At 46.3% G+C, this 22513-nt stretch carries 23 protein-coding genes; 14 read left to right on the forward strand and 9 right to left on the reverse strand.

Features of this window, described 5'->3' with window-relative positions; genetic code table 11:
- Window positions 1-109 precede the first annotated feature (109 nt).
- Genes Y697_RS03145 through Y697_RS03165 form a run of 5 tightly spaced genes read right to left on the reverse strand, consistent with a single transcriptional unit; the run spans window position 110 to window position 2703 of the window.
- On the reverse strand, window positions 110-430 hold the full coding sequence (locus Y697_RS03145) for a NifB/NifX family molybdenum-iron cluster-binding protein (RefSeq protein ID WP_121550221.1): 321 nt from the start codon (window positions 428-430) through the stop codon (window positions 110-112).
- The gene (locus tag Y697_RS03150; protein WP_121550222.1) at window positions 430-1308 is read right to left on the reverse strand and encodes an ATP-binding protein; all 879 of its coding nucleotides are present in this window, start codon (window positions 1306-1308) and stop codon (window positions 430-432) included. Before Y697_RS03150 ends, Y697_RS03145 begins: the two co-directional genes overlap by 1 nt.
- A complete protein-coding gene (locus Y697_RS03155) occupies window positions 1308-2159 on the reverse strand; it encodes an ATP-binding protein (protein ID WP_121550223.1) in 852 nt (283 codons plus the stop codon). The genes Y697_RS03150 and Y697_RS03155 overlap by 1 nt, the downstream gene beginning before the upstream one ends.
- A 3-nt stretch (window positions 2160-2162) precedes the next feature.
- A complete protein-coding gene (locus tag Y697_RS03160) occupies window positions 2163-2387 on the reverse strand; it encodes a DUF5320 domain-containing protein (protein ID WP_121550224.1) in 225 nt (74 codons plus the stop codon).
- Window positions 2388-2391: 4 nt separating this feature from the next.
- Window positions 2392-2703 (reverse strand): DUF5320 domain-containing protein, encoded by a 312-nt coding sequence (locus Y697_RS03165; protein ID WP_121550225.1) that lies wholly within the window; start codon window positions 2701-2703, stop codon window positions 2392-2394.
- Between the two features lie 123 nt (window positions 2704-2826).
- Between Y697_RS03165 and Y697_RS03170 the strand changes: the two genes are divergently transcribed.
- From Y697_RS03170 to Y697_RS03190, 5 genes are all read left to right on the forward strand, one after another.
- Window positions 2827-3423, forward strand: a complete 597-nt coding sequence (locus tag Y697_RS03170; protein WP_121550226.1) for a class I SAM-dependent methyltransferase — start codon at window positions 2827-2829, stop codon at window positions 3421-3423.
- A gap of 101 nt (window positions 3424-3524) precedes the next feature.
- Window positions 3525-4457, forward strand: a complete 933-nt coding sequence (locus Y697_RS03175) for a carbohydrate ABC transporter permease (protein ID WP_121550227.1) — start codon at window positions 3525-3527, stop codon at window positions 4455-4457.
- Window positions 4450-5271, forward strand: coding sequence for a carbohydrate ABC transporter permease (locus tag Y697_RS03180; RefSeq protein ID WP_121550228.1), 822 nt, complete (start codon window positions 4450-4452; stop codon window positions 5269-5271). The genes Y697_RS03175 and Y697_RS03180 overlap by 8 nt, the downstream gene beginning before the upstream one ends.
- Before the next feature lie 16 nt (window positions 5272-5287).
- A complete protein-coding gene (locus Y697_RS03185; protein ID WP_121550229.1) occupies window positions 5288-6532 on the forward strand; it encodes an ABC transporter substrate-binding protein in 1245 nt (414 codons plus the stop codon).
- A 9-nt stretch (window positions 6533-6541) separates the two neighbouring features.
- Complete coding sequence (locus Y697_RS03190; RefSeq protein ID WP_121550230.1) at window positions 6542-7729, forward strand: hypothetical protein; 1188 nt, start codon at window positions 6542-6544, stop codon at window positions 7727-7729.
- Between the two features lie 104 nt (window positions 7730-7833).
- On the opposite strand, the gene Y697_RS03195 is transcribed toward Y697_RS03190, so the two are convergent.
- The 3 genes from Y697_RS03195 to Y697_RS03205 form a co-directional block, all read right to left on the reverse strand.
- On the reverse strand, window positions 7834-8496 hold the full coding sequence (locus tag Y697_RS03195) for an anaerobic ribonucleoside-triphosphate reductase activating protein (RefSeq protein WP_121550231.1): 663 nt from the start codon (window positions 8494-8496) through the stop codon (window positions 7834-7836).
- The gene (locus Y697_RS03200) at window positions 8414-10567 is read right to left on the reverse strand and encodes a ribonucleoside triphosphate reductase (protein ID WP_121550232.1); all 2154 of its coding nucleotides are present in this window, start codon (window positions 10565-10567) and stop codon (window positions 8414-8416) included. Before Y697_RS03200 ends, Y697_RS03195 begins: the two co-directional genes overlap by 83 nt.
- Window positions 10568-10780: 213 nt before the next feature.
- The gene (locus Y697_RS03205; RefSeq protein WP_121550233.1) at window positions 10781-11329 is read right to left on the reverse strand and encodes a PolC-type DNA polymerase III; all 549 of its coding nucleotides are present in this window, start codon (window positions 11327-11329) and stop codon (window positions 10781-10783) included.
- 150 nt (window positions 11330-11479) lie between these two features.
- On the opposite strand from Y697_RS03205, the gene Y697_RS03210 reads away from it, so the two are divergent.
- Genes Y697_RS03210 through yihA form a run of 6 tightly spaced genes read left to right on the forward strand, consistent with a single transcriptional unit; the run spans window position 11480 to window position 17710 of the window.
- On the forward strand, window positions 11480-11797 hold the full coding sequence (locus Y697_RS03210) for a hypothetical protein (RefSeq protein WP_121550234.1): 318 nt from the start codon (window positions 11480-11482) through the stop codon (window positions 11795-11797).
- Window positions 11721-12794, forward strand: a complete 1074-nt coding sequence (locus Y697_RS03215; protein WP_121550235.1) for a DUF362 domain-containing protein — start codon at window positions 11721-11723, stop codon at window positions 12792-12794. The genes Y697_RS03210 and Y697_RS03215 overlap by 77 nt, the downstream gene beginning before the upstream one ends.
- A 10-nt stretch (window positions 12795-12804) precedes the next feature.
- Entirely contained in the window at window positions 12805-14271 is a 1467-nt protein-coding gene (gene glpK / locus Y697_RS03220) for a glycerol kinase GlpK (RefSeq protein ID WP_121550236.1), read from the forward strand.
- Window positions 14223-14777, forward strand: coding sequence for a tRNA (adenosine(37)-N6)-threonylcarbamoyltransferase complex ATPase subunit type 1 TsaE (gene tsaE, locus Y697_RS03225; protein ID WP_121550237.1), 555 nt, complete (start codon window positions 14223-14225; stop codon window positions 14775-14777). The genes glpK and tsaE overlap by 49 nt, the downstream gene beginning before the upstream one ends.
- A 4-nt stretch (window positions 14778-14781) precedes the next feature.
- On the forward strand, window positions 14782-17157 hold the full coding sequence (gene lon / locus Y697_RS03230; protein ID WP_121550238.1) for an endopeptidase La: 2376 nt from the start codon (window positions 14782-14784) through the stop codon (window positions 17155-17157).
- Complete coding sequence (yihA, locus tag Y697_RS03235) at window positions 17138-17710, forward strand: ribosome biogenesis GTP-binding protein YihA/YsxC (RefSeq protein WP_121550239.1); 573 nt, start codon at window positions 17138-17140, stop codon at window positions 17708-17710. The genes lon and yihA overlap by 20 nt, the downstream gene beginning before the upstream one ends.
- A 373-nt stretch (window positions 17711-18083) precedes the next feature.
- Here yihA and Y697_RS03240 read toward each other — a convergent pair whose 3' ends face one another.
- Entirely contained in the window at window positions 18084-19325 is a 1242-nt protein-coding gene (locus Y697_RS03240; RefSeq protein WP_121550240.1) for a glycoside hydrolase family 1 protein, read from the reverse strand.
- Window positions 19326-19422: 97 nt separating this feature from the next.
- Here Y697_RS03240 and Y697_RS03245 point away from each other — a divergent pair, with 97 nt between their 5' ends.
- From Y697_RS03245 to Y697_RS03255, 3 genes are all read left to right on the forward strand, one after another.
- Window positions 19423-20277: a carbohydrate kinase family protein gene (locus Y697_RS03245; RefSeq protein WP_121550241.1), complete on the forward strand. Its 855-nt coding sequence runs from the start codon at window positions 19423-19425 to the stop codon at window positions 20275-20277.
- Between the two features lie 172 nt (window positions 20278-20449).
- Window positions 20450-21391, forward strand: a complete 942-nt coding sequence (locus tag Y697_RS03250; protein ID WP_121550242.1) for a hypothetical protein — start codon at window positions 20450-20452, stop codon at window positions 21389-21391.
- Window positions 21392-21604: 213 nt separating this feature from the next.
- Complete coding sequence (locus Y697_RS03255; protein ID WP_121550243.1) at window positions 21605-22504, forward strand: tyrosine-type recombinase/integrase; 900 nt, start codon at window positions 21605-21607, stop codon at window positions 22502-22504.
- Window positions 22505-22513 lie beyond the last annotated feature (9 nt).

The raw sequence follows: 22513 nt of genomic DNA on the forward strand, positions 1-22513 counted from the left end.
CTCTCTCGCTCCAAGAGAAATGCGTCTATCTGTCCAAAACAATCCGGCCAGACCAAAAACCTCTGCGAGTGAACTAGAGATCGGGATATCAGAGGATAGTCCTGCAGATTTATTTCTTCCTTCTGCTGAGGACAGCTTCAATGTTCTCCTTGGCTGTGCCGACAAAGGCTTCATAAAAGGCCATGCCCGCAGCTTCTATCGCTTGAACGGCGTTGCCCCCAAGATGGAAAGCTATTATTGTGTCTATCCCTTGCTTTGTGAGCATGTTTACTGCCATGGGTCCGGCACCGTGCGCCACGCTGTTGTCTGGTTCTATATATTGTTCACTTCCCGTATCCGGGTCATAGATCAGAAAGAACTTCGCTCTGGCAAATCTATCGTCTGGAATACTGTTTATAGTCTTTTCTTTAACTGGGATAGCTATTTTCATTATTCTTCTACACCTCCGGAAATTCTCCGTTTCAGCCTCAGGGCAATTCGCCTTATTGCTTGCGCCGCCTTTGAGTCTTCCATTGCAACAACCGGTTTTCCCATAATGGTCGCTTTCTCCACCTGCTCGTCAAAGGGAATTTTGCCCAGGAGCTCTATTCCGTTAGCTCCACACCAGGACTCTATGAAAGCGCTTTTTGAAGTATTCAAATCCCACTTGTTTATAACTATTCCGAAATCTCTCTTGAAATGTCTTATAGTCTCCACTATTCTTGCAAGATCGTGGTTTCCCGATACAGTCGGTTCGGCAACTGCAAGCACGTAAGTTGCCCCGGTAATTGATGAAGTTGCGGGGCACCCAATTCCCGGAGCACCATCGATCACGATTAGTTCCTTTCTTTCCCTCTCTGCGACATTAATTGCCAGTTTTCTGACTTCGGCCACCAACCCTCCAGAAGTCTCTTCTCCTGGAGTCAATAAGGCGTGAACAAGAGGGATTTCATTCGACTGAGATAAGAAGTAATCTCCGGACTTATTGTCTTTGAGCGAAATTGCGTTCGCCGGACAGACTGCCACACACATGCCGCATCCCTCGCATGCGTAAGGATCGATTGAGTAAGGACCTCCCCTGATAATCGCATCGAATCTGCAGAATTTCTCGCAGAGTCCGCATGATATGCATTGATCAGAGATTTCTGCCTTTTTACCACCATAATATTCGAATTTCTCGATCAGCTTATTCTCGAGAATTAGGTGAAGGTTTGGTGCGTCCACATCGCAATCGGCCATCACTATTGAGTCAAAGAGAGAGGAAAGCGATCCGGCAAGTGTTGTCTTTCCCGTTCCGCCCTTTCCGCTTACAATGGCAAGTTGAAACATCATGACACCCCCGATGAAGAGAAGATCTTCTCAGCCAGTTCCTTGAACCGTATCTTCCATGATGGCGAAGTTTCAGTGAAGAGCTTGCCTTCAGAATAGGCTTCGGCTATGCTGCGATCAAAGGGTATTCTTTCGAGGACAACAATGGTTTCTTCACTGGCATATTCATCTATCATTGTGTAGGAACCCGTATCTCTGTTGACTACTACACCGAAAGGAATCTCCATCTCTCTCACAATTTTAACTGCAAGTTTCAAATCATGAAGACCAAATGGAGTGGGTTCGGTTACCAGTATCGCGAAATCTACCTTTCTTAGTGTCTCTACCACAGAACAGGACGTTCCCGGGGGAGAATCGATAATGACTACCTTGTTTCGATCAATATTCCCTTTAAGTTTTCTGATAACCCTTACAGGGGACGGTTCTCCAATTTCCAGTATCCCCATTCCAAAATCAATCTTGTCGTTTATTCTGCCTGTTTTAACTTCTCCAATGACTTTTGGTCTCTCGGTGATTGCCTTCTCGGGACAGACAAAAGTGCACAAACCGCAGCCATGACACAAGGATTCGAAGACCATTACACCAGTATCGAAAACGGAAAGCGCTCCAAACTGGCAGGCTTCGGCGCATTTGCCACAACGAGTGCACTTCTCCTTATCTATTGCTGGAAGCATCAGCTCAATTTCCTCTTCATGCTCAATCTCTGGGTCAAAAAACAGATGTACATCAGGTTCTTCAGCGTCTGCGTCCAGAAGTTGAACATCAAAATCGTCAGATATGGCGCTAGCGAGGTTTGTGGCAAGGGTGGTCTTTCCTGTGCCTCCCTTGCCACTTAGTACGGCAATAACCAAGGCCTACCACCATCTCCTGAAACGAAAGCCCATGCCTCTTCCGACGCCAAATCCTCCCCCAAATCCCATCCTTCTTCCGAGGAACAGTCTTCTCCTCGGAAATAATCGGTAGGAGTAGTTCCTTGCCGGCGTTTGTCTCGATACTTGATCATCGGGAGCACAGTTGCCCATGCCCCAGCCAGTCATTGGTCCAGAACCGTTGGGTCCAGTTCCATCTCTCCACGGCATATTCTCACTCCTCTTCTTCGGTACTGTTTTTGTTTTCAAGCGTTTCCAGTCTCTTTTCAATTTCCTTGATCTCTTCGCCGATCATTTCGAGCTCTCTCTTAAGCATTGCTCGATACTCCTTTAGTTCCTGACTTTCCATTTCGGGGGAAATTTCCTGATCGTAGGCGTATGGCCCATAATAACCGAAACCTCTTCCTGGCCCATATCCCCTACCATATCCCATTCCTCTTCCGGATCCTGCTCCATATCCGGGGCCGTAGCCGTAGAATCTGCAGGAACCGTCTCTAAACCTCAAAGGACCAGATCCAAATGGCATATAGTCACCTCCTATATATGCACTAATCATATATATTATACTGACTGAGATTGTCAATGTCAAGACAGATCTGATTTCACCGAATTCTGGGAATTTCTGATAGTATCTAAATGAGGAGGATAGATGGGAAACAAAGCGCATGTTTTGCTGTTTTCACTAATAGCTCCGTTTTATAACGTTGCTTTCAAGTCGCAGCTGAAGAATTATCGAAGCCTTTTGAAAGAACATCGTTCTCTAATTGGCGACGATATCGAGAGTGTTCTCGATATCGGTTGCGGAACCGGTGCTCTTGCCAAAGCATTCGATGAACTGGGATACCGAGTGACTGCTGTAGATGCTTCGACTTCCATGGTAGCGATAGCGAGGCATAATCTTAAAGAAAGCAGAGTCAAAGTTGTTCAAGGCGACTTTTTTGAGAAGCTTCCCTTTGAAGACAATAGTTTTGATCTTCTCGTCGCGTCTTATGTCGTACACGGTCATAAGGTTGAGGGCAGGGAGAAGTTTTATAGAGAGAGTCGTAGAATATGCAGGAAAGAGATTCTGATTCACGATTTCTTTCCGAATAGAAATCCCGTAGTCTATGTTGTCGAGTTCTTCGAGAGAAGCGATTACAGAAGCTTCGTACCGAAAGCCTTAGAAGAGCTCAAAGAGAATTTTCCCGTTGTAAGAGACGTTAGGCTTTCATCCACTACGGGGTGGTATCTATGTCGGTGCGACTAGACTTTAGAGTTAGTTGAGTCTTCGGGACTGAAAATTTAGCAGGCGTTCAAGGAAGGGCTGGTGTTTCGGTATTTGAACAATAGCATTCTGGGGGTCTACAGGTGAAGAGAGTTATTCCTTACATATTTATTGCACCTGCAGGTGCAATAATTGGTTTCTTTCTGTTATATCCATTGATATACTCATTTGCCATCAGCTTTTTTGAGTGGGATCTTTCTCCGACAATGACTTTCGTGGGTTTGGGGAACTACGCACAGATTCTATCATCGAGCGAATTCTGGGACTCAATGTTATACACCGCTTATTACATTCTCGGTGTTCTCCCTTTTTCACTACTTATCGGTTTTCTTTTTGCCAATCTTCTGAACGATTCGACAATGAAGGGAATAGGGTTCTTCAGAATGATCTATTTCCTTCCGGTAGTAACATCGCCTATTGCTGCTGGTATGGGCTTCAGCTTTCTTTTCAGTACTGAATTAGGGTATATTAATCACATAATCGGGTCTTTCGGAGGGGAGTATGTGAACTGGTTGACCAACCCAGATGGGATCTTTCAAATCCTTTTCAACTGGACTGGAATTCAGCTTCCGAGGATCTTGCAGGGTCCTAGCGTGGCGCTGTTCGTGATAATATTGATGGGTATCTGGCAGAATATTGGATACGCAATGGTCGTCTATCTTGCAGGCCTTCAGAATATCCCGGCGACTTACTATGAAGCTGCGGCCCTGAGTGGGGCAAACAAGTTTCAGATGTTGAGAAAGATCACTGTACCGCTTCTTTCGCCCACCACTTTCTTTCTACTGATAATGTTCAGCATAAGCTCCTTTCAGGTCTTTGGTCCAATAATGGTCATGACTCCCGACGGAGGGCCGCTCAACACAACCTCGGTCGTTGTCTTTAGGCTCTATCGAGAGGCTTTCTCATATTACAGGTTTGGTTATGCAGCAGCAATGGCCTTTGTTTTATTCTTATTCGTGGTATCTCTTACTGCCTTTCAGGTGAAAACTATCGAGAGGACTGTACATTATGACTAAAAGGATCGGGAGAGTTTTCAAGTACGCGATACTTATAGCCGGTGCAGTTGTAATGATCTTCCCGTTCTTCTGGTCTTTCATGACATCTTTCAAGGATTTGAGAGAGATTCTCAGAGATCCCTTTTCTCTTATTCCCAGGGAGTTTACTCTGAAGAATTATGTCAATGTATTCACGAAGGTTCCATTTGCCAGATACCTTTTGAATAGCACAATTGTAGCGCTGGCTACTACTTTTTTGCAGCTTGTGACGGCTTCTCTGGCAGCCTTCGCATTTGCCAGGATGAGATTCAGGGGCAGAGAAGTGATATTCTATATCTTTCTTGTGACTATGATGATTCCCCAGCAAGTTGTAATGATTCCTCAGTATCTGGTAGTAATGAGGCTCAACATGGACAATTCATATTTTGGGTTGATTATGCCTCACGCGGCTACCGCAATTTCGATCTTCTTTCTCAGGCAGTTCTTCTTGACTATCCCGAGAGATCTTGAGGATGCTGCCACGATTGATGGTTGCGGCCCCCTCAGGACTCTGTTCAATGTATTTCTTCCCTTGACTAAGCCAGCTATAGCTACCATAGCCGTTTTCTCTTTTATGTGGTCGTGGAATAACTACTTCTGGCCTTTGCTTATCATAAGTGAACCGGAAATGAGAACCGTCCAGTTGGGGTTGGCGATGTTCAAGTCAGAGGGAGGAATCCAGTGGGGAGAGTTTATGGCTGCGACAGTAGTAGCCACCTTACCGATTATGATTGCTTATTTCATTGCCCAGAAACAGTTTGTCAAAGGGATAACCCTTACGGGACTAAAAGGATAGAGAGAAGGAGGAAAAAATGAAAAGAATGACTACGGTGCTTTTGCTGTTAATACTAGCAGTTGCTGGCCTCGGGTCCGTAACTCTCACATTCTGGCATTCGATGTCGGATTATCAGAAGCCGATCATCGACAAGCTTGTTGCGGATTTCAACAAGGCTCACAAAGACATCACGGTAAGGGCAATGTTTCAGGGATCCTACGATGATACTGTTACAAAGCTAAAGACGGCTCTTCTCACCGGGAAGGGACCGGATGTTGCTCAGGTCAACATAGAGCATATTCAGATCTTTTCCAAAGATGGTTCTTTACAGAATCTTACTGATCTGATCGGCGGCGACTCTTCTTTGAGTCCAGAGGACTTTGTCGATAGTTTCTGGCAGACGATAATTCGTGACGGCAACCCTTACGCTCTTCCATTTAACATAAGTGCACTGATGCTGTATTACAACAAAGATCACTTCAAGGCGGCCGGACTAGATCCTGAAAGACCACCTCGGAACTGGGAGGAGTTGGAGGAATATGCGCGAAAGCTGACAGTCAGAAAGCCTGGTGATTCAAGGCCTTCACAGTATGGTCTCTTGTGGGGTGTTGACGCAATGTTCTACCAGTTTGAACCACTGGTCTGGCAGAATTGCGGAGAGATCTTCAATGAGCAAATGACCGAGTGTATTATCAATTCTTCTGAGGGAATTGAGGCTCTGGAAACGTGGCGGAGATGGTTTAGTGAAGGCCTTTCTCCTGCTGATCTAACTATTGATGAAGGAATACAGTCCTTCACAATGGGGAGAATCTCGATGGGCCCCATGACGAGTGGAGGAATTCGTTACGCTCTCGAGAACATACCCTGGAGTCTAGGGGTGGCTCCTCTACCTGAAGGCAGACAGAAGGCCACAACGCTTGGAGGAGGATCTCTTGCCATCATGGCCGGACTCTCAGAAGAGAAGCTTCAGGCAGCCTGGACCTTCATCAAATGGATGGTTTCAGAGAAGAACACATTGTTCTGGTACGAGGGAACGGGATACATGCCGGTTCTGAAGTCTGCAATGAGTTCTCTTGAGATACAGCTGATCTGGCAGCGCTTCCCGCAGTTAAAGGCTCCTATAGACTCGATAGAATTTGCCAGAGCCAGACCGGTTCACACAAATATCATTGAGATCAGGAACATTCTTTACAACGCTGTTGAGCAGGTAAGAAAAGGGGTTTCAGAGCCAAAACCGGCTTTCGATGATGCAGTGACGAAAGTCGACGAGTTGCTCGAGTGAGGTGATTAGATGAAGCGAATACTTCTGTCGGTAATGTTCATTTTCTTTTCTTTGACGGTTTTTGCTAACAAAATCGTTGAAATCGAAGTAACGGGTATTGAAAAGACACTTCCGCAAGTGGTGATAAATATTTCCGGGCTCAAGATCGGTGAAGAGCTAAGTATCGAGAGAGTTTACAGGGCGAAGAGAAATCTGGAAGAGTGCGGTCTCTTTACAGATGTATATCTTCAGCTTGGGGATGTCGGTGGTGATTACAAGCTGGTGATTTCTGTTCAAGAAAGTTCTTCTTTCTACCCGTATTTTGGCGAGTATCTAACATTGGGAGTGGGAGATCGAAACCTTCTGGGTTCTGGGGTGAACGTTTATGGGGGAATCCGCTTTCTGAGGTTCACCGATAAGAAATTACTTGGCTTTCTTCCCCAACCCGAGTTTTTCTGGGGTGGATTGAGATTTGGCGCGAGCACCTTTAGCGCCTTTGGAACAGAAATAAATCCCTTCATTGAGGTGACTCTCTTTAAAGAGGTTCCGTGGCAAGACGATATTATGCTTTCTCTGAATTCTGTAGAGCTGGGTGGAACCCATCCCTTTGGAGAGTATGTTGCCGGAATTTCCTATACGTACGAAAATGCGTCGTTTGAGGCCACGCCTGCAAATGACTACTCGGTTTCGATACTCACTGGAGCCTTTTCGTTTGGAGATGAGGATAACTACCAGGAGAGTCGAGGGAACTTATACGGAAAGACGTCTCTCTCCTACGGATTTGGTGACGGAATAAATTATCTGCAACAGAAGGCGTCTGTTAATTATTGGTACAGGATCATTGGAAGAATTTACATTGAGAGTGAGACAAGAGGAGGCGTGACTTATTTCGGAGATGCGCCGGTGACCAGGCGTTTCTACCTGGGAGGAAGTACCGATCTCAAGGGCTGGAACCCCTATGCATTTAATCCCAGATTCTATGCGCTGGAGATACTTCAGGCAGGAGTCCCTCTCACTGAGAGCTTCGCTGTTGCTCCTTCCGATGATATGAGCACCTTCATTCCCAAGCTTTACTTGATGGCGGCTGCCGGTGACAACGCCACTCTCGGTCTGTCGATAGGAATAGGTTTCGAGTGGAGAACACCTCTGGGAGTTGGAGTGGAGCCTCAGGTGTTTTTCGGGGGAAACGGGTTCAAGTTCTACTTCGAACTCAGGTGACTTCTTGGGTAGCTTGACAAGAAGATCAATCGTTCTTCTTTGCTGGCACAAAACGAGAGAACCGGCCGCGAAACGGCCGGTTCTTTTGCCACCTTAGAGTCTTTCTACTTTCTAACGGAAACGTTCTGCACATATCCAGAGATCAAGTCGGCGAATTGTCCTAACACTGAATCCGAATAAGGTGGCGATTCGCAAAACCCGGCTACCGGTCTATACTGCTGAACTGAAACCAACGACGCTCCGCTGCACATTCTCGCAAGCTCTTCGAAATCCTTTTCAGGAACGTAAGGTGGAAACATTGTGATCCTTATCTCATGAGTGGAGAAAGTTTTTACCAACTCAATGCTTTTCTGAATTTGCTTCAGATTTACAGTAGAGAACTGCTCATAGTCCAAAGACTTGAGATCGACAGCGACATAGTCGATGATGTCTAGGAACTCCCTGAGAATATCTGAATTCCATCCATTGGTGTCGAGTTTAACCAGTACAGCCGGAAATTGGGCTTTCAGACTTTCAACAAAAGGGATCAGATCGTCTGCCCTTAGTGTCGGCTCTCCCCCGGTAATAACAACCGCATCTATGAGAGCTGCCCTTTTGTCAAGGTATTCGAAGACCTCCGATTCACCGACTTTCTCCTCAACCATTTCTTTTAGTTCGGGATTGTGGCAATAAGAACAGTCGAAATTACAGCTTGAGGTAAACAGTGTCAGGGCTACTTTGCCCGGATAGTCCACTAGACTGACCCTCTCCATTCCTGCGAAATTCATCTACTTTCTCTCTCCCAACTCTGTAAGTCTCTCTCGTTTTGAATTCTTCCTGTTTTCCAGTGTTCCAGTTCTGTACTGGTCTGTAGTAGCCTGTAATCCTTGAATACACCTCGGTTGGCTTTCCGCATTCGGGACAAGTGAACTGCTCTCCTCTTATATATCCGTGGTTCTGACAGACCGAGTAGGTGGGTGAAATCGTGAAGTAAGGAATCCTGTAATTCTCGGCGATCTTTCTCACGAGCTGCCTGGTCGTTTTCCAGTCAGATATTCTCTCTCCAAGGAAGGAGTGGAATACTGTGCCTCCGGTATATTTCTGCTGTAGTTCCTCCTGAAGGTCTAGAGCACTGAAAATGTCCTTCGTGTAGTCCACAGGCAGATGTGAAGAGTTTGTGTAATAAGGGTTCTCTTTTCCCGCAGTAAGTATTTGAGGGAATTTTCTTCTGTCCATCTTGGCGAGTCTGTAAGCCGTTGATTCGGCCGGTGTCGCCTCTAGGTTATAGAGATGGTCGGTTGTCTCCTGATAACCGATTATCTTGTTTCTCATGAAGTTCAGCACTCTCAATGCAAACTGGTAGCCCTCTTCTTCGGCTATGGTCTTTTTTATCCAGCGGGCATTCATACTTGCTTCATTCATTCCTATCAAGCCAATAGTAGAAAAATGGTTGTCGAAGTTCTTCAGATATCTCTTTGTGTATGGATATAGGCCTTCACTATTCAGTTTCTCTACTACCGATCTCTTGATTTCAAGACTTCGGCTCGACAGATCCATCATTTTCGAAAGCCTTTCGAAAAACTCTTCTTCACTCTTGCTGAGGTATGCAATTCTAGGAAGGTTTATTGTAACGACGCCTATGGAACCCGTGAACTCATCTGAACCGAAGAGTCCCCCACCTCTCCTTTTCAATTCGCGTTTGTCAAGTTGCAACCTGCAACACATACTCCTCACATCGTCAGGATCTAGGTCGGAGTTTATGAAGTTCTGGAAGTAGGGAGTGCCATATTTGCTTGTTATCTCAAAGAGAAGCTCTGCATCCTGATTCTCCCAGTCAAAATCCTTGGTGATATTGTAGGTCGGTATTGGATACTGGAAGCCTCGACCATTTGCATCTCCCTCGTCGAGAATCTCAAGGAAGGCGCGGTTTATCATCTTCATTTCTTCCTGACATTCCCCATAAGTGAAGTCCATCGCTTCCCCTCCAACTATTGCCGGCTCATTCTTCAATTTTGCCGGGACAACCCAGTCGAGGGTAATATTAGTGAATGGGGCCTGTGTACCCCATCTAGAAGGCGTATTTACTCCGAAGACAAAAGATTGAATGTTCTGTTTGACTTCTTTGAGCGAAAGGTTGTCGATCTTCACGAAGGGCGCGAGATAGGTATCGAATGAAGAAAAAGCCTGAGCACCTGCCCATTCATTCTGGAGTATTCCAAGGAAGTTCACCATCTGATTCACAAGTGTAGAAAGGTGTTTTGCCGGCGATGACGACACCTTTCCCGTCACTCCTCCGAGACCTTCCTCAATAAGCTGTTTGAGGCTCCAGCCTGCACAGTATCCCGAAAGCATTGAGAGATCATGAATATGGATGTCACCCTCTCGGTGGGCGTTGCCTATCTGTGGGTCGTAGACCTCCCTTAGCCAGTAATTGGCGGTTACCGTACCGCTGTTGTGAAGAATCAGCCCTCCGATTGAGTATGTGACTGTAGAGTTCTCATGTACCCGCCAGTCAAGCATGTCGAGATAGCTGTTAACTGTCTTTGAGAAGTCGAGCATGGAGGAATCAAGTTCTCTGAGTTTCTCCCTGTGTCTTCTATAGAGTATATATGCCTTGGCAGCATCGGCAAATGCAAGGTTTTCAAGCGTTCTTTCTACAGAGTCCTGAATATCCTCTATGTCTACGAGATTGTCAGCCGTTTTTGGCTGAAAATCCGCCACGACTCTCAGTGCGACCCTCTCAAGTATGTCTTCGTTATAGTGGGTTTCGGTTGCCTCAAATGCTTTTTTCATGGCGTTGATTATCTTCTCCAGTTCGAATTCGACTATGGCTCCGTTTCTTTTCCTAACATTCAACATCTCATTACCTCCATGAATAGCCTCAATAAATAGTGGACAATGATGATTGTAGCACAATATATTGATAATTCCAAAGAAAACTGCTGTTTCATAACCCGATCAGAAAGACTTCTCCCAACAGTACAGAAGAGGAGGAAAGCAACCTCCAGAATCCTTTTCGGAAGTACTTACAAGAGAGCGAAAAACGTAGCACTTACTTGAATATCATAAAGTTTACCTTCGAGAGCTTCTTATAAATCTTGTTACATTATTTGTACCGATTCTATTTAACATTGCTACGAATGCTTCGGCCGTTGCCAATGCGTCCCCAAGAGCTCTATGGCGAGATTCTGGGACTATCCCCAATCTTGCAAGCAGTATGTCAAGATTGTTTCTACCATATCTGAACACAGCTTTCGACATTTCTACGGTATCTATATATGAGTTCTGAAGCCTGCCCAGTCCGGACTGTTGGGCGTAATAGTCGAGAAAGGAGAGATCGAACGGAGCGTTGTGAATTACGAGAGTTGCGTCTCCAACGAAGGAAAAAAAGTCTTTGAGAACATCTTTTACCTCAGGCTTCCCCTTAACAGTCAAATTGCTGATTCCCGTCAGGGCAGTTATTGTGATTGGAATAATACATGCTGGATCTATAAGTGAATCGTAGTAATCGTTCCTGCAGACTTTCCAGTCGCGTACACGCACTCCCGCGACCTCGATCAGTCTCGCCCCGCGTTGAGGGCTCATTCCCGTTGTCTCCGTGTCAAGAACGACAAATTCCAAAAGACTCCCCTCCCATTTCATTCTACAATGAAAGAAGTTTCTTCGGAAAGAGTCAGAGATTATGTTTGTGAAGAATTGGGCAAATCTGTTAAGCCGCTTTTCCAATCTAAAGCCATTGCATAGAGTATAATTTTTATGAGGTGAACCACGATGGATGACAAGGTAAATCATTCCGAAGAGGAAATAAGGGAACGCTATAGAAAGGCTCTTGAATCAGCAGTTCAAAAAGCTCCGATCAGATCTGGAGAGAGATTGTATCTTACAGATCTCTGGGCTGTCACCTCAATTCCTGAAGAGGTCATTGTAGAGACTCTTGCTTCTTCCGAGTTGAAGCTGCCCGAAGGGGTATCCTGCATAGTCGACGATAGAAGGAAGAAGAAGAGGATCATTTATGGAAAACGGGAATCTAATGAAAAAAGTGGCGGTCCTAAGCAGCCCAGAATACGCAAGGTGCAGGGAGAAGATTAGCGAAGGGCTGGACCTGATCGAGTTCAACGAAACTCTGCAGGGAAAGAAAGTTCTTCTGAAAGTGAATCTTCTATCGGCAAGGCTACCGGATAGTTGTGTCACCACTAATCCAGCCTTTGTTCGGGCTGTCGCAGAGGTCTTTCTCGGTAAGGGAGCGACAGTCAGCATAGGAGACTCTCCCGCGAGCGTTCGCGTTGAGATTGCAGCTTATGCCGCAGGAATTACCGAAGTCTGTGAAGATCTCGGAGTTCCTCTTGTCGATTTTGATGATCCCGTTCCTGTAGTCCTGGAGGAGGGTACGTACAGGAGCTTTGAGATTGCCAGACCGGTTCTTGAAACAGACCTTCTGGTGAATCTTCCGAAGCTCAAGACACATTCACTCACTCAGGTCACATTTGGGGTCAAGAATCTTTTTGGCTGTGTTCCCGGGGTGAAGAAGCAGGGTTGGCATTTCAGAGTGAGAAACATGAAGGAGTTCTCGGCCATGCTTCTTGATTTGGCCGGCTATCTGAGACCGTCCTTGACGATAATCGACGGCGTAGAAGGCATGGATGGCAACGGTCCGTCGAACGGACGGATCATAAAACCGGGAATAATTGGTATTTCGAGAGATGTTTTCGCACTTGACGATGCCATCGCAGAACTCTTTGGAGTAGCACATTCAAAGGTTCCGATTCTTCGTTTGGCAAGAGAAAAAGGACTAGTAGGCGATTACGAGGTTGTTGGGGATGAAGTCGAGCCGAAAAACCTTGCTCTCCCCGAGACGAATTTAATCGGGGTTTACGGTGCGGCCCTTTTGAGGAGATTAGTGACAAAGTTTCCAAAAGTAGATAAGAAGAAGTGTGTGAGCTGCCGCGTTTGCGAGAGGGCCTGTCCGGTTGGAGCAATAGATATAAGCAGGTTCGCTATCGATTACGGTAAGTGCATAGCATGCTACGTGTGTCATGAACTTTGTCCGGAAAATGCTATCGTCTTCAGAAGACGCATTCATATATAGGAGGGGTTAGATGAGCTATATTCTCGCTATCGATCAGGGAACGAGCAGCAGCAAAGCCGTTCTTTTTGATGAAGAACTTTATCAAGTTGCCGTTGCTCAGGAGGAGTTTACGCAGATCTATCCCAAACCCGGATGGGTTGAGCACGATCCTAGAGATATCATCTTAAGCACTATGGGTTCAATTGAGAAAGTCGTCTCGGAAGCCAGAATCTCATTCAGGGAGATTGCGGCAATAGGTATCACAAACCAAAGAGAAACGGTCGTTGCCTGGGATTCGGTGACTGATCAGCCGCTCTACAACGCAATAGTGTGGCAGGATAGAAGAACTGCGTACAGATGTAGGGAGATCGAAGAATCTCATGGAGAATTGATAAGGCGCAGAACCGGCCTAAAGCCGGATCCTTACTTCTCAGCGACGAAGATGGAATGGCTGCTGGAGAATGTACCGGAAGTTCAAGAAGCTGCAAGAAAAGGGAGATTGAGATTCGGTACGATTGACTCCTGGTTAATCTGGAATCTGACTAGAGAGAACCTCCATGTGTGTGATTTCTCGAACGCGTCGAGAACGATGTTGTTCAACATCGAGAGACTTGAATGGGATCGTGACCTCCTCAATCTCTTTGGAGTGGAGAAGGAGTTTCTCCCCAAAGTGGTGGAATCATGTAAGCTTCTCGGTCCTTCGATCTACGGCCCAAAAATCGGGGGAATAGCCGGAGATCAACAGGCCTCGCTGTTCGGTCAGACGGCCTTTCAAACCGGTGACGCGAAATGCACTTATGGGACGGGTTCATTTATACTGATGAACATTGGAAACGAACCAAAGATTTCCGATCATGGCTTGCTTACGACAATAGGCTGGAAGTCAAGTGAAGAGACAGTCTACGCTGTGGAAGGTTCGATTTTTGCCACCGGAGCTTTGATAGGCTGGTTGAAAGATGGACTGGGAATAATAAACAGTCCTTCCGATACTGAGCCGCTTGCCAGAGAAGTCAATGACAATGGAGGGGTCTTTTTCTCCGGCGCTCTGACAGGTCTGGGAGCTCCTTACTGGAACTCCTCGGCGAGAGGCATGATGATCGGTCTAACAAGGGGAACGAGTAAAGCACATATCGTGAGAGCCGTTCTCGAGTACATCGCTTTCAGAACAAGAGAGATTCTTGAGCTGATGGAAAAGGAAACGGGAATCAAGCTAAACAAGCTGCTTGTTGACGGAGGAGTTACCCGAAACAACTTCCTGATGGAGATGCAGGCAAATATCCTGAATATCCCGGTTGACAGATCTCTTATAAAGGAAACGACGGCGCTTGGTGCTGCAATGCTTGCAGGAATATCTACTGACCTCTGGGATCAGGAGAGCTTGAAGAACAAGAGGATAAGCGAAGTTGTCTTTGAACCGTCGGGAAATAGAATGGAGGAAGAGTTCAAGAGGTGGAAAGAGGCGTTGAAGAGATCTATGAACTGGGCAAACTTGAGCTGAAGGATTTCGAGGCCCTTGCGCAAGAACTTGGAGAGGCGCTTGAAGGAGGAGAGACGGTCCTCCTATTCGGTGATCTGGGCAGCGGCAAGACAACGTTTGTAAAAGCGCTAGCCAGTGGGCTGGGCATCGATCAGAATGATGTGAGAAGTCCGACTTTCAACATTGTCAACTTCTATCCCGGCCGATTATCGACCGGCACAAGCGAAGATGCCGGAGCGTCGAGAGTGCATCCCGCTCTTGTTCACGTTGATTTATACAGGATTACCGGTGAAGAAGAGGTTCTGGATCTCGCTCTCCACGATCTCATGAATTGCGATACGGTTCTAGCGATAGAGTGGCCGGAGCTTTACCTTAAGTTTGTTTGTGAGCCATATCTCATCGTTGAACTGGAGCATTTCGACGAGATGAAACGAACAGTGAAATTGAAGCCATTCGGGTGCAGAATGAAGAACATTCTGGACCGTCTGACTATTAGAATAGATCGAGATAAGAATGAAGGAAGGTGAATAGATGGCTCAGAAGTTTGAGTTGCTGGAAAAAGCAGCAGTAGGAAGCGAACGGAAGATAGAGATACCCGATAAACTGCCGGTTATACCGACGAGAACAAACATGTTAGTATATCCTTCCGCGGTGATGCCGTTGTATGTCGGACGCGAGAAGTCGCTGGCGGCACTGGAAGAGTCAATTGGCAAATTCAATCAGATGGTATTTCTCGTTTCTCAAAGGGACATTACTAAAGAGGAGCCCGAGATCGAAGATTTATTCGAGATAGGGACGATAGCGAGAATAGTCCAGCTGATGAAAATGCCCGATGGGAACTACAAGATTCTTGTTGAAGGTTTGACAAGAGCGAGGCTCTCTTCAGTCGAGGAAGGAGAAAACACGTTTATTGTCGTTGCAGAGAAGCTCAAGTCCAAGGGCAGGAAGAGCAAGATGCTTCAGGCGCTGGTTAGAAGGGTGAAGGAACTTGCGCTGAGGTATGTATCGATGAGCAGACGTTTCCCCGATGAAGCGATAATGGCGCTGGAAGACACTTCCGATGCAGATAAGTTTGCAGATTTCGTTTCTTCAATGGTGCCATTTTCTTTAGAGGAGAAACAGCATCTTCTCGAGGAAATAGAAGCGAAGGATCGTCTCAATACGCTTATGGAGTTACTTACAAGAGAAATAGAGATTCTGTCTTTGGAGGAAGAACTCGACAAGAGGGTTAAAGAGAAGATTGAGCAGGGGCAGAAGGAGTATTATCTGAGAGAGAAGATGAGAGCGATCCAGGAGGAGCTCGAGGGCGAAGAAGACGAGGAAATCAAAGAGCTTAAAGAGATGGCGGAGTCCGGCGAGCTTCCGCAGGAGGTTAAGGAGAAGGCAGAGCAGGAGATTTCGAGACTGGAGAAAATGTCTCCATACTCTCCGGAAGCGACGGTCGTGAGAACCTATCTCGATTGGCTGTTGAACCTTCCCTGGCAGGAAGAGACGGATGATGAGATAGTGATTAAAGACGTTAGGAAGACTCTCGATAACAATCACTACGGGCTTGACGATGTGAAGGAGAGGATACTTGAATTCCTGGCGGCCAGGAGGTTCTCGAAGAACCTTCGCGCTCCGATTCTCTGCCTCGTTGGGCCTCCAGGTGTTGGGAAGACTTCACTTGGTCGGTCTGTTTCAGAAGCTATGGGAAGGAAGTTCGGCAGAATCTCGTTGGGCGGCATGAGAGACGAAGCAGAAATAAGGGGTCACAGACGTACTTATGTGGGAGCGCTTCCGGGCAGAATAATGCAGATGATCAGAAAGCTGAAGACCAGGAATCCGGTAATTGTGCTGGACGAAGTCGACAAAATGGGAATCAGTTTTCAAGGAGATCCCGCTTCTGCTCTTCTAGAGGTTCTTGATCCCGAGCAGAACAACAGTTTTACCGATCATTTTCTGGAAGTGCCTTTTGACCTTTCCAGAGTCCTGTTCATTACTACGGCAAACGTTCTTTATTCGATCCCTGCAGCTTTGAAAGACAGGATGGAGATTATCGAGATTCCAGGGTATACGGAGTCTGAGAAGTATCACATAGCCAGGGACCATATACTGCCGAAGCTTCTTGATGAATACAACATGAAGGATAGCAAGCTGAAAATAACACCGGCCGCCACCAGGGACGTAATTAGAGACTACACAAGAGAAGCCGGAGTTAGGGAACTCGATAGGAATCTGGCCAAGATCATCAGAAAGGCCACTCTAAAAATGGCCGAGGGTGGCGATTCAATCTCTGTCGGTGTCAATGAACTGGGAGAGTATCTTGGAGCACCTCTATTCAAAGAGAGTGATTTCAGGAAGCATCCAGAGGTTGGTGTGGTGACTGGCCTGGCCTGGACATCTGTTGGTGGAGAAATCATGTACATCGAAGTCCTGCCCGTCTCCGGGAAAGGAAAGACTATCATAACAGGTCAGCTGGGAGATGTTATGAAGGAATCGGCACAGATCGCGGCGTCGCTCGCCAGAAAGCTTTGTGGAGACGAGAAGTTTACCGAGGTCTTCGAGAAGAAGGATTTCCATATCCACGTTCCCGAAGGAGCCGTTCCCAAGGATGGACCCAGTGCCGGGATTACTCTAACGACGGCGATTGTCTCGGCCGTCACCGGAAGAAAAGTGAGAAACGACATTGCAATGACTGGGGAGATAACCCTAAGAGGGAAGGTACTGCCCATCGGTGGTTTGAAAGAAAAGCTGATGGCAGCTTACCGTGCCAGAATGAAGAAGGTTCTGATTCCTCTTGCAAACAAGAGAGATCTCGATAAAGTTCCCGAGGAGATAAAGTCGAAACTGGAATTCGTCTTTGTCGAGGAGATAAATGAAGTACTTGAGGAGGCTCTGATTCCCGGTGACGGTAAAGAGTGCTGAATTAGTAAAGACTGTCTTCGCGAAAGGCGAGTATCCGTCGCCAATAAAAAGGGAAATCGCTTTCGCGGGTAGGTCGAATGTTGGGAAGTCTTCACTGCTGAATTCGCTGTTTGGAAGGAGGCTTGCAAAGACAAGCTCAACTCCGGGCAAGACGAGGTCGATCAATTTCTATGTGGTTAACGGAGAGATCTTTTTCGTTGACCTGCCTGGTTACGGCTACGCAAAAGCTTCAATGTCAGAAAGAGAGAAGTGGCAGAGGCTTATAACAGACTATTTCGAATCGAGGGAAGGGCTTTCTCTGGTGGTTCTGCTTGTTGACATAAGACATCCGCTGCAGCCGGCCGACAAACAGATGCTTGACTGGGTTACGTACTACGCCATTCCATATGTTCTGGTTCTGACAAAGGCAGACAAACTTTCAAAGAGCCGTCAACAGCAATCAAAGAAATCAATAAGCGAAGAAGTCTCCGTATGGGGGAGACCACCGGTCTTTTCCGTATCCGCAGAGAATCGCCAAGGTATAGAGGAGCTGCTCAAGACTCTTTTGCAGTAACAGAGTTCTGCTTATGTTTGAAGGACCAATGCTATTCATTGTATTGGTCCTTCTTCAGTTTTTCGGGCATACAGAGTGTTTCATTGATTAGGGAGCCAGACTCCCATTCGTAGTGATCCTTGCATTGGAGTTTTGGCACTTACGCAAAGGCAGATTCTCTGTTTCTAACGCGGAAGCAGAAAATCCCCAATTGCTCCCAAACCACTGCAATCCGAGGCCGCAGCTTCGCCCTTTGCTACTTATCGAACCGGTATCCACACTTCAACTAAGGCGAAATTCCGTTGAAGGATGTCGCAGATCGATAAGCCAATGCCGGATGGCGAATTGAGAATCTCATACCTGACGATGTTCTCGTCAGAGTATATCGCGAGCCCTAAGTGAGGCTCTTGCTTATGAAATCCCTGAATTTCGCTACGCTTCCTCGCGGTTTCAATTCCAGAGTCTTTTGAACGGTCTCGTAGAGGCCGAATTTCATCGAGTAGCCTTCCTTCCATTCGAAATTATCCATCAATGACCAATACATATACCCGAAAACACGCGCGCCCTTTTCCATTGCATTCCTTACCCCTGTAAGAGCCTTCTCTATGTACTCCCACCTTCTGGTGTCTGAAGCATCGGCGATTCCGTTTTCCGTTATGATTATCGGTAATTGATAACGCTTATACGCTTTCAGGATAACGTCTTCAATCCCCTGGGGGAAGAACTCGTATCCCATCTCTGTTTTTTCGAACTCATTTCCCACAGCGATTTCGGGAAGTGGTTCCGAATACTTGACAAAAATCCGGGTATAGTAGTTGATTCCGATAAAATCAAGCTTCGATGAAATCTCCGGTGCTGCCTCTCCATTTCCTAAGGGTTTGACCAGTTTTCCCTTTAGCAAGCTATCCAAGTAACTGTAGTTGTAGACCCTTTCCAGGTAGTTCGAGACTAATCTGTCGCCGGGATGAAGCTTTCTCAGGGGGAAGAAGGGCATCATGTTTATTGCCGCGCCGACCATTGACGTAGGGAAGAACTCTTTTATTGCATCATAAGCCTCGCCATGAGCGAACAGCAGGTTGGAAAGAACCTTCATCGCCCTGCTCATGTCTTTGATTTCGGGAGGCCATTCTCCCATGAGGTAGGACATAACCGCATAAACGTTCGGTTCGTTCACGCTAACCCAATAGTGAATGAATCGTCCCATATATTGGACTATCTTTGAGACGAAACGCCGGAAATATCGAAGGTTCTCCCGGTTCTCCCAGCCTCCCATATCTGAAAACCATTGAGGGAGCACGAAGTGATTGAGAGTCAATATAGGCTGTATTCCATTTTCTATGAGAGCTTTACAGAAATTTCCGTATCTTTCGAGGGCGCTCTCTTCGAATCTGTTGGCCTTCGGCTCGATTCTTGCCCATTCAACCGAGAATCTGTATGCCTTTACGCCGAGAGACTTAACGGCCTCAATGTCTCGATCCAGATTCTCCCAGCTACCGCAGGCGATATCGGAAGTATCACCGTTCTTGACCTTTCCCTGGTGTTCCCAGGTGTACCAGTCGGAGAAGACATTGTTGCCTTCTATCTGATGACCGGCCGTTGCAACGCCCCAAATAAAACCGTCTGGAAATGAAAGCATATTCGAACCCTCCCGAGTTTGTTTTTTGTTCGCTCTTCCCAATTATAATCATGAAAGGAAGTAAAGCCAAAATGAGCGAAAAGTTGAGGTAGAAGAGATGGAAATTTCTGTGGTAGGCAACGTAAATGTTGATCTCAGCGCTTTCATAAGTGAAAGCGGCAACAGTGAAGAAAATAGAATCAGAGAGATGATGTTTTCGATCGGTGGAAGTGCAGCAAATACGGCGATTATGCTTAACAGACTGAGAAAGAACGTCTATCTACAGGGGGCGGTTGGGAAAGATCAATTCGGAGAGATGGCAATTGAAGCTCTAAAGAGAGAAGGTGTCAACACAGAGCATCTCTCCAGGCTTGAAGGAAAGACGGGCTTCTGTTTTTCCGCCGTCTCTGCCGATGGACAGAGGCATCTCTTCACATACAGAGGTGTGAACGAATCGGACTATTCGATCGATGAATCATCAGACTTCTACCACTTCGGGGGAATAAGGCCCGATCAGATTGAAAGACTGTTCAAGAATCTCCGAAAGCCAAGATTCTCTTACAATCCCGGAGGAATCGTGACTTTCGAGAGAGGCCCACAGGTGGCCGAAATCGCCGCGCGGAGCGAAATCCTCTTTGTGAATGAGAGCGAATGGCGCCATCTCGAGAGGTTGATGACTGTAAAACCGTTGATTGTTGTAACGCTGGGGGCAGAAGGGGCCAGAATTGAAAACGGTCCACTCGTCGATGCTTTTGAAGTGAAGGTACTCGATACGACGGGAGCGGGAGACGCCTTCAACGCAGGCTTCTTGCACGGCTATCTCGCAGATAGAAAAGTGAGCAATTGCCTGCAAATAGGAAATCTGCTCGCAGCTCTCGTGGTATCGAGACCGGGAGCAAGTCCGGTCTTCTTATACAATGACGTACAACGTATAGCTAGTATATACAAGGTACAATTGCCCTCAGTACAATAGTACGCTCGTGCGCAGTAAAGAGCGATTACGTATATATACGGGCCATTATACAAGTGACAGTCACCATACTATGACTAAAGTGATATACTAGGCTATACAAATTACAAATAGTAAAATGAATTACTTGCGAAGGAGTCTGCTTATATGATAGTATATTTGCAGAGGTGATATCATGCCAGCACAGATTGCATCCGTTGATGTTGTTAGAATACTGGGAAAGCTCAGTGACGACGGTGGCCAACAGTCGAGCAGAAACAGGTTTATAAAGGAGTACCTCTCGAAGTACAAATCCCCGGAGTCAATAATTAATGACATCGAAGGGCTTCTCGACGCATATCCCACTTTTGAAGGCGATTCGGAGAGTCTTGCGAGGGCCTTTGCCGATCTAGTCAACAGACTTGCAGAGATTTCAGGCTTCTCGGTTGATTACGTGAAGTACTCTGGAAGAGAAAAGATCACGGGAATCTGGAAGGTTGGAAACGACGTTCAGATTAGAGTCGCGGCGATTATCTGCACAAGTTTCGAGGAGGCCAAGGGTGTCGCGAGAAACGCCCTGCTGATTCTGCCTGAGGCAATTGATCTCGGGAGGCCTTTTGTCACTGTTGAGCGCCTTGGAATGCTATTCTCAATGATTGAACAGATAGAGCTTCCGGTAAGTTCGATAGCCTCGATCCTCGTTACAGAAGATAATTACGACAAGAGGATATCTTCTTTCATGGAGCTCATGTTTCTTGCCTTCAAGAAGGAACTCGCTCGAAAACCTCAGATGTCTCTTCAAAAGGAATGGACCAAAGAGGAACTGCAGGAGTTCATTATGGAGCGGCTGAAGCTTCCCACCATAGGAATGCTTTTTTCCTTGCTCGATTCTCCCTTGGCAGGAGAAGATCTTGTTGAGAATATTAACGAATTCCTTAAGGAAAATGATAGCGAACTCGTGAAAGGACCGATGGCACTTGGGGCAATTATGGGTGCTCTCTCAAAACACTACTCTGGGATCAAAGAAGAGCTTGTATTGAGAGAGGGAAAGAGGTACAGACTGGCAGAAAAATACAGACCTTTGATCTCGGAAATCAAAATGGGCTTTGAAAGCGCCCGACAGGCAGTAACTCGATAAACGGCTCATAGCGGTCGTTTCTTGCCGTGAGAATGTAATTAGTTATCCCATGTAGAAAAAATGCAATACAGGGCAATTTACGAAGTCTGTTTTCGAAACCCTTATTAAATGGGGTTTACAGAACTCGTGTTCAAAAGTAGACTGTGTTATAATACGAGATATGAGTCATAATGACTATTATGACTCATATTTACAATAATCTGGGGGTTGATTATGAATTTCAACGAATCCGTTGAGAGGTTCAAGGAGAACATGGAATTTGTCAGGAATATGTCTTCCAACACTATTGGAGCATATCTTTCCGATCTCCGTCATTTCGAATGCTTCCTCACTGATCACGACATCGACTACACTACAGTGAAGAGAAGAGACATCGAGCTCTTCGTGAAAGAGTATTCGCAGGGGAAGTATTCCAAAAAGAGGCCTTCGGCAACAACCGTAGCGAGAAATCTTTCAACAATCAGATCTTTTTACACGTTCCTGTACATTAGCGGAATGGTGGGCAAGGTCCCAACCGAACTCATAAAGAATCCCAAGACCCGGCGCAGAATTCCAGACTATATAAGTCACGATGAGGTCATGGAGATTCTCTCCTCATTCAAGGAAACGAATCTCGGTAAGAGGAACAGGGCCATTGTTGCAGTGATGTATTTCTGCGGATTGAGGGTCAGTGAAGTTTGTAAGCTCAGACTCGGCGATCTGCGTCTGGGAAGCTCTCCCGCTGTCAGGGTTATGAGCGGAAAGGGAAACAGAGATAGAGAAGTCCCCATGAACAACCATGTTCTTGCTATCCTGAAGGATTATCTCTCCATAAGAAAGGACTTTCCCATTGATGAGTACGAAGATCACGTCTTCGTTGGAACTCGTGGAGAGCCGATGGCAAGAAACGTAATTCCCAAAGTACTAAATACACAAGTACAATTAGTATATCCGGATAAACGGATTCATCCGCATTTATTCCGGCATAGTTTTGCGACACAACTTTTACAAAAGGGAGCAAGTATAAAGACTGTACAAGAATTATTGGGACATGCAAATTTGGCTACTACAAGTATCTACTTGCATATAACTGATAGAGAGAAACGAGCAGCTGTACAATTGTTATCAGATTGATGTACAAGT

This window comes from Mesotoga sp. BH458_6_3_2_1 (assembly GCF_003664995.1).
In the GTDB taxonomy this organism is placed as follows: domain Bacteria; phylum Thermotogota; class Thermotogae; order Petrotogales; family Kosmotogaceae; genus Mesotoga.

Bases quoted from the DNA above. Each gene is read 5' to 3' on its own strand.
- Y697_RS03180 (WP_121550228.1), top strand. From the start codon at position 4,450: ATGACTAAAAGGATCGGGAGAGTTTTCAAGTACGCGATACTTATAGCC.
- Y697_RS03165 (WP_121550225.1), bottom strand. From the start codon at position 2,703: ATGCCATTTGGATCTGGTCCTTTGAGGTTTAGAGACGGTTCCTGCAGA.
- Y697_RS03195 (WP_121550231.1), bottom strand. From the start codon at position 8,496: ATGAATTTCGCAGGAATGGAGAGGGTCAGTCTAGTGGACTATCCGGGC.
- Y697_RS03215 (WP_121550235.1), top strand. From the start codon at position 11,721: ATGGAAAACGGGAATCTAATGAAAAAAGTGGCGGTCCTAAGCAGCCCA.
- Y697_RS03245 (WP_121550241.1), top strand. From the start codon at position 19,423: ATGGAAATTTCTGTGGTAGGCAACGTAAATGTTGATCTCAGCGCTTTC.
- Y697_RS03190 (WP_121550230.1), top strand. From the start codon at position 6,542: ATGAAGCGAATACTTCTGTCGGTAATGTTCATTTTCTTTTCTTTGACG.
- Y697_RS03150 (WP_121550222.1), bottom strand. From the start codon at position 1,308: ATGTTTCAACTTGCCATTGTAAGCGGAAAGGGCGGAACGGGAAAGACA.
- Y697_RS03145 (WP_121550221.1), bottom strand. From the start codon at position 430: ATGAAAATAGCTATCCCAGTTAAAGAAAAGACTATAAACAGTATTCCA.
- lon (WP_121550238.1), top strand. From the start codon at position 14,782: ATGGCTCAGAAGTTTGAGTTGCTGGAAAAAGCAGCAGTAGGAAGCGAA.
- Y697_RS03170 (WP_121550226.1), top strand. From the start codon at position 2,827: ATGGGAAACAAAGCGCATGTTTTGCTGTTTTCACTAATAGCTCCGTTT.
- Y697_RS03185 (WP_121550229.1), top strand. From the start codon at position 5,288: ATGAAAAGAATGACTACGGTGCTTTTGCTGTTAATACTAGCAGTTGCT.
- Y697_RS03240 (WP_121550240.1), bottom strand. From the start codon at position 19,325: ATGCTTTCATTTCCAGACGGTTTTATTTGGGGCGTTGCAACGGCCGGT.
- Y697_RS03160 (WP_121550224.1), bottom strand. From the start codon at position 2,387: ATGCCGTGGAGAGATGGAACTGGACCCAACGGTTCTGGACCAATGACT.
- Y697_RS03250 (WP_121550242.1), top strand. From the start codon at position 20,450: ATGCCAGCACAGATTGCATCCGTTGATGTTGTTAGAATACTGGGAAAG.
- Y697_RS03255 (WP_121550243.1), top strand. From the start codon at position 21,605: ATGAATTTCAACGAATCCGTTGAGAGGTTCAAGGAGAACATGGAATTT.
- Y697_RS03200 (WP_121550232.1), bottom strand. From the start codon at position 10,567: ATGTTGAATGTTAGGAAAAGAAACGGAGCCATAGTCGAATTCGAACTG.
- glpK (WP_121550236.1), top strand. From the start codon at position 12,805: ATGAGCTATATTCTCGCTATCGATCAGGGAACGAGCAGCAGCAAAGCC.
- Y697_RS03210 (WP_121550234.1), top strand. From the start codon at position 11,480: ATGGATGACAAGGTAAATCATTCCGAAGAGGAAATAAGGGAACGCTAT.